This is a genomic window from Erythrobacter sp. GH1-10 (assembly GCF_045363165.1).
Classification (GTDB): domain Bacteria; phylum Pseudomonadota; class Alphaproteobacteria; order Sphingomonadales; family Sphingomonadaceae; genus Erythrobacter.
This window is the reverse complement of sequence record NZ_JBJFLP010000001.1, coordinates 2,793,826-2,800,000: the sequence shown is the minus strand read 5'-3', so window position 1 is coordinate 2,800,000 and position 6,175 is coordinate 2,793,826. Positions and strand designations below refer to the sequence as shown.

General features: G+C 62.4%; 5 protein-coding genes (1 of these 5 cut by a window edge). All 5 read right to left on the bottom strand.

The genetic code is table 11. The features are described from left to right. Positions 1 to 914, bottom strand: partial view of a methyl-accepting chemotaxis protein gene (locus ACI5KX_RS13770; protein WP_406811232.1) — the start only. Its footprint begins 946 nt before the window's first position; the window shows 914 of its 1,860 coding nt (coding positions 1-914); its start codon is at positions 912 to 914; the stop codon falls past the left edge of the window. Positions 915 to 1,019: 105 nt separating this feature from the next. Further along, entirely contained in the window at positions 1,020 to 2,474 is a 1,455-nt protein-coding gene (locus ACI5KX_RS13765; RefSeq protein ID WP_406811231.1) for a methyl-accepting chemotaxis protein, read from the bottom strand. Then, entirely contained in the window at positions 2,471 to 4,009 is a 1,539-nt protein-coding gene (locus tag ACI5KX_RS13760) for a putative bifunctional diguanylate cyclase/phosphodiesterase (RefSeq protein WP_406811230.1), read from the bottom strand. Before ACI5KX_RS13760 ends, ACI5KX_RS13765 begins: the two co-directional genes overlap by 4 nt. Before the next feature lie 163 nt (positions 4,010 to 4,172). Continuing rightward, the gene (locus ACI5KX_RS13755) at positions 4,173 to 5,036 is read right to left on the bottom strand and encodes a CheR family methyltransferase (protein WP_406811229.1); all 864 of its coding nucleotides are present in this window, start codon (positions 5,034 to 5,036) and stop codon (positions 4,173 to 4,175) included. A gap of 19 nt (positions 5,037 to 5,055) precedes the next feature. After that, entirely contained in the window at positions 5,056 to 6,108 is a 1,053-nt protein-coding gene (cheB, locus tag ACI5KX_RS13750; protein ID WP_406811228.1) for a chemotaxis-specific protein-glutamate methyltransferase CheB, read from the bottom strand. Positions 6,109 to 6,175: the final 67 nt, after the last annotated feature.

Genomic DNA, 6,175 nt, shown 5'->3' with positions numbered 1-6,175 from the left:
TGGCGACCCGCGCGTTTGAAGAGGTCGAGCGCGCGGATCATTTCCCCAAGCTCGTCCTTGCGATCGCTCCCGGCGATTTCAAAGTTGCGATCTCCCTTGGCGAGCCGGTTCATCCCGTGGGTGATCTCGGAGACCTTGCGTGAAAAGTCCCGCGACAGATAGTTCAGGCCGATCAGCAGGATCACCGAGCCGATCAGTCCGAGGGTGATGACGATCACGATCATCGTGAAGAAGTAGTCGGTCGCGTTCTGCTTGATCTGATCGCTGAAAGCCGAGAGGTCGGTTGCAAAGGCATCGGCCTGTGTGAACAGGGCGTCGCCCTGCTCGTTCAATTGGGAAGACAGCGCAGCCGTGTCCCGGCTGCGACCGCCGCGATCGAGACTGGCCACGAGATCTGTGAAAGTTGCCTTGTAGTCCTGGAGATTGTTTCGGGTGGCATCGAAGCGGTCGGCTAGCTCGGGAACATGCTTTCTCACCACCGCTTCGACATCGTCGAGCTGCGCCTCTGCGTCTGCAAAGTCTTCCTGCTGGAGTTCGCTGGCGTTTGCTTCCTGCCCGAAAACGATCCTGTCGGAGCTGTAGCGCAGTTCCCCGATGGTCCCGCGCAACGCGGTCGAGGCGATGACCCCGTCTTCAACCTCGGCGGCGGCCTGCGCTCGGACATAGATCTCGGTGAGGCCGATTGCGATGATGAGCGCCATTGCGAAACAGACAGCGAAAAACGTACCGAAGATCGCGTGGATCTTGCCCTTGATCTTGAGATTCCCGAACCATGCGAAGCGATCGAACAGGGTGCGCGAGGAAGCGGGTGGGGCCGTGCTTTCGTCATTCGCTGCAGGATCGGACTGAAGCTGGCTCATGAATTCGGGCACCACAGGCTCCGAATGCGCGTCTTGCTGGCTCATCATGTTCATGCCGGCATACCCCGCTGACCTTTCATCGGGGACAATTCCTGAACGAAAATCCTTTCCATTTCCTTTCCACTGAGGCGGAGAAGGCGGCAATTCGCCCAAGACCGGTTAACGCGCGCGCACCTTTGCAAGAAAGGCATCGACCTGGCTGCGCAGGGTTGTCGCCTGCGCTTCGAGATCGGTTGCGCTGGAAAGAACTTGGCTGGCTGCCGAACCGGTCGAAAGCGAGAGTTCGCGAACGTCCTCGATATGGGCGCTCACCTGTTCGGTGCTGCGCGCGGCGAGGTCGATGCTGCGCGCCAGATCCTGTCCCGCCACCGATTGTTGGTCGACCGCGCTGGCAATCGACACGGCCGTGGTTTCGAGCTGCTGAACCTGATCGGAGATCGACCGCAAGGCGGATACGCTTGCGCCGGTCGTGTCCTGCATTGTGCGAATTTGCTCGGCCACTTGCTCGGTGGCGCGGCTCGTCTGCATCGCAAGCTCTTTGACTTCGCTGGCGACAACCGCAAAGCCGCGTCCTGCCTCACCGCCGCGAGCCGCTTCGATCGAAGCGTTGAGCGCGAGCAGATTGGTGCGCTGCGCGATGGTCTGGATCAGCTCGACAATCTGGCCGACTTGCTGGGCGGAGTCGGCAAGTGCCGAGATCGTCTGGTCCGCCTCGCCCGCCGAAAGCGTTGCAGTGCGCGCCAATTCGGCAGAGGATGCGGCCTGACGGCTGATCTCCCCGATCGACATCGCGAATTCGTCGCTTGCCGCAGCGGCTGCGGTCGCACCCGAATTCGCCTCGCGCATCGAAGCCGAGACTTCCCCGGCACGTCGGCTCGAATCATCCGCGCTGGTGGCCATCAATCGCGACGTGTTCTGAAGCTGCGCCGACGCCGCAGCGACACCGCTCACGACGTCGCCGATCGTCCGTTCGAATTGGTCCGCAAGATCGCGCAGCATGGCATCGTGATCGGCCCGCGCCTCTTCGCGTTGGAGTTGCAGCCGGGTCTGTTCCTCAAGCTCGGCATTGGCCCGTTCCGCTCGCTCGCGATGGAGCTTCGACAGGACGATGCTGGATAGACGGATCTTTTCGATCTCCTCGCCAAATTGCCCATACTCGTCGATCCGCTCGCGGTGCGGCACAACGATATCGTGCTCGCCGCCTGCGATGCGCTGCATACAGTCGATCAGCTGCCGCGTAGTGCCAATGACGTCCATACGGATGAAGTTGAGCAATGCGAGCATCAGGACGATCCCGGCCACGACGGCGCCGACCATGACATAGCGGAGAGCGTCTGCCTGGGCGGCGGCTGCCGCGATTGCATCGATCCGTCCGCTGCGAAGCCCGTCCGATATCTGGCCGAGGCTGATGAAGGCGAACGCGGCGGTAATGCAGACAAGCGCGAGGGGTGTACCCACAGTGAGCAGCACCTTCTGGCCTGTGCTGCGACGGCGGAACCAGCCGACGAGCCAGCCGCCCTTTTCCTCATACCGATAGGCCTCGCCCGAAACGGCAGCGGCGGTCTCGTCAGCCGCGCTACTAGGGCGGGGCCCTACGTGTTCGTAAGCACTCATTGGGTTGCTCCCCCGGCGGCAAGTGCGGCCCGAACCCGGTCGGGAGCGGCCTGTTCCTCAATCAGCTGGTCGATTTCCTCCGCCGGCATGGCCTTGTAGTAAAGCCAGCCCTGGATCTGGTCGGCTCCGGCAAGCCGCACCAGATCGGCCTGTTCGTCGGTTTCGACGCCCTCGGCGGTCACGCCCATGTTGAGTGCGCGGGCCAGCGCGATGCTCGAAAGCATCATCGCGCGGCTCCCTTCGTCTTCGCCGGCCTGCACCACGAGGCTGCGATCGAGCTTGAGTTTTTGGAACCGGAACCTTCGGAGGAATCCGATCGAGGCATATCCGGTGCCGAAATCGTCGAGCGAAATACGGACCCCGAAGCCGCGGATCACAGCCAGTGTGCGCTCGGCAACCACCGGGTCGAGCACGAGGCAGGTCTCGGTTACTTCCAGTTCGAGCCGTTCCGGCGGAAACCCGGTCTCTTCAAGTATTTCGCCGAGTTTGACTGGGAATTCCGGATTGCGCAGCTGCGCCGCGGAAATGTTCACCGACAGGCTGATGCCCGCCCAGTGTTTGGCATCGCAAACGGCCTGGCGCAGGACCCACAGCCCGATTGGATTGATCAGCCCGGATTCCTCGGCAATCGGGATAAAGACGTTCGGTCCAATACGCTCCCCGTTGCGGCGATTCCATCGCAGAAGCGCTTCGACCGCGACGATCCGCCCGTCCCCGGCATCGACCAGCGGCTGGTATGCGAGTGCGAATTCGGAGTTGGCAAGCGCGCCGCGCAGCTCGTCTTCGATTTCGCGCACAGCTTCACGGCGCCGGTCGAACGTTTCGTTGAACCAGGTGCAGCGCATCTTTCCACCGCGCTTCGACATGAACATGGCGACGTCGCTCCGGCGCAACATTTCCGAAGACACCAGACGAGCATCGTGGGTGCTGCGAGCGAGGCCGACGCTGGCCCCGACCGAAACCAGGCGATCATCGGCCTCGAACGGTGAATGGAGCTGGTCGAGCAGCGACCGGCACATTCCTTCGAGAATTGTCCCGGCTGCACGGCCCGATATGACTGCCGCGAATTCGTCTCCGCTGAGCCGATAGCATCGCGCTTCTTCGCCCATAACCTCGCGCAACAGCGAGGCAAAGGTCTTGATAAGCCGATCCCCCATGGCGTGACCGTAGCGATCGTTGACCTGCTTGAAGGAATCGAGGTCGATCAGCGCGATCGCGACTTCATCTTCGGATGCGTGCAGGCGAGCGATATCCGAATGGAGCGCGCGGCGATTGGGGAGGCCGGTAAAGGTATCCTTGGTGACGAACTTTTCGATTGCGCGGACGTTGGCGAAACCGCTGCGTCCGAGAAGCACTATGGTACCCGCATAAACAAGCAATCCGGCGATGATCAGCGCACCGGGCGAGGCAAAGGCAATCCGGTCGCTGGCGATAACCACCAGTGTTATCAAGCCGAATACGAGCGAAAGGACCGCAAACGGCACGACGACGAGCCTGACAGCGTCCAGACCTTGTGGCTTGCTCTGTTCGGTCACGCCTGTTCCCTGTTACGCACGATATTTCAGGTGCTTGCCATCGAAAAAGTCGGCAACCTCCCAACCGCGACGGTTCCTAAAGCGCATTGGCTAATTTCCGGTAAAATCGTGCGCCGCTGCGGCGCTTCGGTCGCCGATATGGTTTCAATCGAAGTTGGCAGGGTTAGCCGGTGGCCAGCAGACGTAGACAGTCGGCTTGGCGGGCCAGGCGGTAAATGCTCGGGCGTCTCGGAACCGGCATAAAGGCATCGGTTTGGCCGACAACCGTTTCGCCGGCACCGAGCATCAGGAATCCGTCATCGGCAAGCGCTTCCGAAAGCCGCGAGAAGGCACGCTGGCGGGTCGGCTGGTCGAAATAGAGCAGAACGTTGCGGCACAGTATGAGATCGAAGCGCTGGCGCGAAGGCGGATCGTTCAGGACGTTATGATGCTGGAAGCGCGAATTTGCGCGCGTTTCCTCACGCACCTGCCAGCCTTGGCTGGTCTCTTCGAAATGGTTCAGCATTTGCGCAACCCCCAAGCCGCGCTGAACCTCGAACTGGCTGTACACACCGTTGCGCGCGGAGTTGATCGCGCGATGCGAGACATCGGTCCCGAGGATGTCGATCGTCCAGTCCTTCCAGCGCTCGGCTGCATCGGCAAACATCATCGCGATCGAATGCACTTCCTGGCCTGTCGAACAGCCCGCACACCAGATCGAGAGCCGCTTTGTGTCGGCACGGCGGCTCGCCAGCTCCGGGAAGATGTCCTCGGGCAGTTGGTCGAAGGTCGGCTTGTCGCGGAAGAAATAGGTTTCGTTGTTCAGCAGCGCCTCGACCACCTGTTGGGAAAGGTCAGGCTTGCCCGGGGTGCGCATCGGCAGGTCGAGCAGGCACACGAGCTGGTCGACATTGCTGATTCCGTGCTCGCGAAAGATACCCGACAGCGCGGTCGCGACTCGCCACCGGCGACTTTCCGTGAGGTGCTGTCCCGTGCGCGATTCCAACAGGTCGGCAATGATCTGGTAAGAGGCTTCGCTGACTTCCATTGCGGCTACCGCTTCGCTTTCATCTCGAGACCGGGAGGCGGGCGAATGAAGCGATCTCGCCAGCCAGAGCTTCGGGTGCGGCGACGAGGCTGGCCAGGCCGGCCTTGGCGACAGCGCCCGGCATGCCCCAGACGGCGCTGGTGTCGGCATCCTGGGCGAAGACCGTTCCGCCTCGCTCGACAAGATCCTGCGCACCGGATAGCCCATCTCGCCCCATGCCCGAGAGGATGACGGCGAGCACACGTCCGCCGCATGCGTGCGCCAGACTGTTCAGCATCGGATCGACCGATGGCATACAGCCGCTTTGTGCGGGTTCCGACGATACCTTGGCGATGAGTCGCTCGCCGACCCGGCGCACGATCATGTGACCGTGCCCGGCAGCAATCACGACTTCACCGGGGCGGATCTCGGTGCCGTCCTCGGCCACGACCGTCCGGCGCGCGCTGACCGTTTCGATCTGGCGCGCGAAGACCGACACGAAGGAAGCGGGCAGGTGCTGGGTAACGAGAATCGGCAGGTTGAATTCGGGCGGGATGGCGCGCAGCATCAGGTTGAGCGCATGGATGCCGCCGGTCGATGCGCCCACCGCGAGCACTTCGGGGCGCTTGCCGCTGCGCAAATGCGTTTCTTCACCGAGCCGCTCTGTTGCAGTCGGAGCACCTCCGGCCGCTTCGCTGGCGGTGCTACCCAGTGCCCTGATCTTGCCCAACAATTGCGTGCGATAGTCTTCGTTGAACCCTCCCGGACGCGGCTTGAGCATAGTGTCCGCCGCGCCCATGGAAAGCGCGGCCATTGTCGCTTCGGCACCGTCTTCGGTAAGCGAAGAGACCACCAGGACTTGAGCGCCCTCGGCGGTTTCGAGGATCGCGGGCAGCGCGTCGAGCCCGCCCATGCCCGGCATTTCGAGATCGAGCAGGATGACATCGGCGGGCGTGGTCCGCAGCTGGGCGATAGCCCGTTCGGCGCTGCTTGCGGTGCCGGCAATCGCCATGTTGCGGTCGCTTTCGACCATGCGCTTGAAGATCGTGCGGACTGTCAGCGAATCGTCCACAATCATCACGCGCACGGCCATTCGCCCGGAGCCGTATGCCCGTGCGAGCGGTTTTGGTTGGGGTGCAGGCCTCAGCAGGCGGCCGGGA